At 40.0% G+C, this 3,966-nt stretch carries 3 protein-coding genes and 1 pseudogene; 1 reads left to right on the top strand and 3 read right to left on the bottom strand.

What is annotated here, in order from left to right; translation table 11 throughout:
- Both ACRCJ0_RS10185 and rpsO read right to left on the bottom strand, forming a co-directional pair.
- Nucleotides 1-1,059 (bottom strand): annotated as a pseudogene (locus ACRCJ0_RS10185) (polyribonucleotide nucleotidyltransferase); the annotation flags it as partial.
- Between the two features lie 210 nt (nucleotides 1,060-1,269).
- The gene (rpsO, locus tag ACRCJ0_RS10180; protein ID WP_016896738.1) at nucleotides 1,270-1,539 is read right to left on the bottom strand and encodes a 30S ribosomal protein S15; all 270 of its coding nucleotides are present in this window, start codon (nucleotides 1,537-1,539) and stop codon (nucleotides 1,270-1,272) included.
- Between the two features lie 292 nt (nucleotides 1,540-1,831).
- Here rpsO and ACRCJ0_RS10175 point away from each other — a divergent pair, with 292 nt between their 5' ends.
- On the top strand, nucleotides 1,832-2,527 hold the full coding sequence (locus ACRCJ0_RS10175) for a phosphatase PAP2 family protein (RefSeq protein WP_431390365.1): 696 nt from the start codon (nucleotides 1,832-1,834) through the stop codon (nucleotides 2,525-2,527).
- 107 nt (nucleotides 2,528-2,634) lie between these two features.
- On the opposite strand, the gene ACRCJ0_RS10170 is transcribed toward ACRCJ0_RS10175, so the two are convergent.
- Nucleotides 2,635-3,966: helicase-related protein (locus ACRCJ0_RS10170; RefSeq protein WP_431390364.1), on the bottom strand; the 1,332-nt coding region annotated here is incomplete at its 5' end.

The raw sequence follows: 3,966 nt of genomic DNA, 5'->3' as shown, positions 1-3,966 counted from the left end.
GGTTTGTCCACGTGTGAATAAACCTGAACCGTGTGTACGTGGTAATAAGCCAACTTCTGAAGCTAATGGACGGATTTCGTCAATTTTACGACCATCAGGACGCACTTTATCGTCAGTAATTAAACGACGAACTTCCTTGTACTCTAATTGGTTCGCGATTTGGCGCACTTGGTCCATTAAGGTCGCAGCATCTTCATGTTCTGCATATAATTCGCTGTAGTGATCGATAATCGCCGCTTTAACTGCTTCGATATTTTCTTCACGTTCCAACTTGTCAAAAGTTTGGATTGCTTCAACCATTTGTTGATTGTATTGTGCTGTTACTTCAGCAACCAACACGTTGTCCGGTGTATTTAATTGGACGTCCATTTTTTCTTGACCAACTTTTTCACGGATTTCGTCTTGGAAGTAGCATAATTCACGGATTGATGTGTGCCCAAACATTAAGGCTTCAAGCATCTCTGTTTCAGATAACTCTGCAGCTGAAGACTCTACCATGTTGATGGCATCTTTAGATCCAGCAACAATTAACTCTAAATCAGATTGTGCTTGTTGTTCTACAGTTGGGTTAATCACCAAATCGCCATTTACACGACCAACATTTACCCCTGCAATAGGACCGTCGAAAGGAATATCTGAGATTGTTAAGGCTGCTGAGGAACCAAACATTGCGGCCATTTCTGGTGAACAGTCTGGGTCTACTGATAAAACAGTATTAATCACTTGCACTTCATTGGTAAACCCTTCGTCAAACATCGGACGGATAGGACGGTCAATCAAACGTGCTGTTAATGTTGCATGTTCGCTTGGGCGACCTTCACGTTTGATGTAACCACCAGGAATTTTCCCTACTGAGTACATTTTTTCTTCATAGTTTACTTGTAATGGGAAGAAGTCTTGCCCTGGCTTAGCTTCTTTTGCCCCTACTACGGCAGTTAATACGACAGTATCTCCATAACGAACCAATACCGCTGCATTGGCTTGTTTAGCTACCTGACCATATTCGATTGATAATGGGCGACCGGCCCAATTCATTTTAAACACTTGCTTTTCTTCCATGTTCTAACATGCTCCTTTATTCGCTTACTGCCAACAAGTTTGCTACTAAACAAATTTCTAAGATCAAGACTTGATACTCACAAATTTGCATAGTAGTGAACAACTGTTGGCGCTTTTATTCCATACCAGTTTATTTTCCTATAAAAAGGGTTAAAAATCAACAAAAGCGAGACACAAATGTATCCCGCTTTAAGATCATATTTATAAGAATTAACGACGTAAGCCTAATGCTTTGATTAAATCACGGTAACGTTGAACATCTTTGTTACGTAAGTAAGCTAACAAGTTACGACGGTGACCAACTTTTTTCATTAAACCACGGTAAGAATGGTGGTCTTTTTTGTGTGTACGTGCATGTTCGTTAAGAGAGTTGATATCTTCAGTTAAGATAGCGATTTGTACCTCTGGGCTACCAGTATCTCCTTCGTGACGTGCAAATTGTTGGATTAATTCGTTTTTACGTTCTTTTGAAATTGCCATGTGACAACACCTCTTTCATCATATTCGCCGTAAACTGCGACAAGCGTTGGTGATTCAACTCGCGAAGTAAACGGTCATCTGACATTATACACACAATCAACTGATAATGCAAATGGAATTTCGGGGAAATTAGTAAGCATAGATGAACTGTATCGATTAATCTAAGGTGTATTGAAATTTTTATGCCTGCACTTACCCAATACGCCAACCCGTGGACAATCAGCCTTTAGTCCCTTGCGAAATGTTCATACAATATATACAATAAAGCTTAATATCGACATGGAGGCAAGCAATGAAAAAAGATCCAATTCAACCTTATTTAATAGCATCCGCCATCACCGCAATACCCTTTATTTTAATCTGTTTAACAGCAATGATTGACGTTGATTTTTTGACAGTAATCGACCAAAATATTGGCCAACATCTCTATCAATGGGGTCCAGCGCCTTTTACAACGTTTGTACAATCGTTCACCCTCATTGGTAATGCCCAAGGAATCATTCCTCTCACGTTGATTATTGCTGGTATTTTCTACTATATTAGTCGAAAATGGCAAGTATTACTGTGGATAGTTTTCACTATTCTAGTTGGCGCTGGCCCTGTTGTTGCGCTAATCAAAAATATTATTCAAAGGGCGCGCCCTTCCTACGTGCTGCACCTTGTTGACCAAGGAGGCTACTCCTTCCCTTCTGGACATGCAACTGGTGCAGTACTAGCATGGGGAACCCTAGCTTTCTTAACTTGGTATTATTTTAAAGATAAGTATCCAAAGATGATACCCTACTCAATTGGCTTTACCATCTTCATGGTGGTTGCCATCAGTGCATCTCGCTTATACCTTGGCGTCCACTATCTATCTGATATTATCGCCGGTTGGTCTATAGGCGCTACTTGGTTAATTCTTTGCTTGAATTACTTTAACCTTTTTATAGCAGATAAAATAGCATTGGAAGATGAAGTAAAGGATAATAACTTAAAAGAAAAATAGTCAAAGAAAAAGGCACCGCCGACAAAGCGATGCCTTTTTTGTTATTAAAAATCTTATGAAATATCGAACGCAAGCTACGCTTACTTTATAGTTAAGATAAGTAATAGCTATTTCTTCATTTCTGCTTTTAATTCCATAATAATGTCACGAAGTTCAGCCGCTTTTTCGAAGTTTAAGTCCTTAGCAGCTTGTTTCATTTCTAATTCCACATTTCTTAAGGCCTGTTCTCTATCATCGCGTTTCAAAGCTCGGAGTTGTTCTGTTAGAGAATTACTCATTTCTTCAGAATTCACATGAGTAATTCGAATAGCATCACGAATTTCTTTCTTGATTGTTTGCGGTACAATCCCATGTTCCTTGTTATAAGCTTGTTGGATAGCACGACGACGGGCCGTTTCATCCATTGCCCGGCGCATAGAGTCGGTGATACCATCTGCATACAGAATTACATGCCCATTTTGATTACGTGCTGCCCGTCCAATAGTTTGGATCAGCGACCGTTCATTACGCAAGAAGCCTTCTTTGTCTGCATCTAATATCGTGACTAAGGATACTTCAGGTACATCTATTCCCTCACGCAATAAGTTAATCCCAATCAACACATCGAATACACCTAGACGTAAGTCACGAATAATTTCTGTACGTTCTAACGTCTTGATATCAGAATGCAGATATTTTACCTTGATGCCCACTTCTTCCAAGTAGTCGGTCAGGTCTTCTGACATTCGTTTCGTTAAAGTGGTGATAAATACCCGTTCTTCACGTTCAATTCGGTCATTAATCTCACTAATAATGTCATCAATTTGACCTTCAATTGGACGAACTTCCACAGTAGGATCAAGCAAGCCGGTTGGTCGAATGATTTGTTCGACAATATCATCTTCGCCAGCTTTTTCTACTTCATAATCCGCTGGTGTTGCCGATACGTATAGGGTCTGGTTTAATTTTTCTTCAAACTCTTCTAATTTTAATGGTCGGTTATCCAAGGCTGACGGTAAACGGAAACCATGGTCAATTAAAACTTGTTTTCTTGCCTTATCCCCATTATACATTCCGCGCACCTGTGGCATTGTCATATGCGACTCATCCACCATTAATAAGAAATCTTCCGGGAAGAAATCTAGCAAGGTATAGGGTGCTTCCCCTGGTTTACGGCCGTCCATGTGACGAGAGTAGTTTTCAATCCCGTTACAGTAACCCATCTCAAGAAGCATTTCAATATCATAGCGGGTACGTTGTTCTAGACGTTGCGCTTCAAGCAACTTCCCTTCATCATTCAACTCTTTCAAACGATCTTCTAATTCAGCCTCAATTGATTTAACTGATTTCTCTACTTGTTCATGGTCAACCACAAAGTGAGTCGCTGGATAAATGGGATAGTGTTCTACTTCAGACTGGACTTCACCTGTTAAAGCATCCACTTCTCGAATTCGATCAAT

Source organism: Aerococcus sp. L_32 (genome assembly GCF_050689315.1).
Note: the sequence above shows the minus strand (reverse complement) of the source record. Positions and strands in the feature narration are given on the sequence as shown.

Excerpts from the sequence above, each read along its gene's own strand:
- rpsO (WP_016896738.1), bottom strand. The coding sequence starts at position 1,539 with ATGGCAATTTCAAAAGAACGTAAAAACGAATTAATCCAACAATTTGCA.
- ACRCJ0_RS10175 (WP_431390365.1), top strand. The coding sequence starts at position 1,832 with ATGAAAAAAGATCCAATTCAACCTTATTTAATAGCATCCGCCATCACC.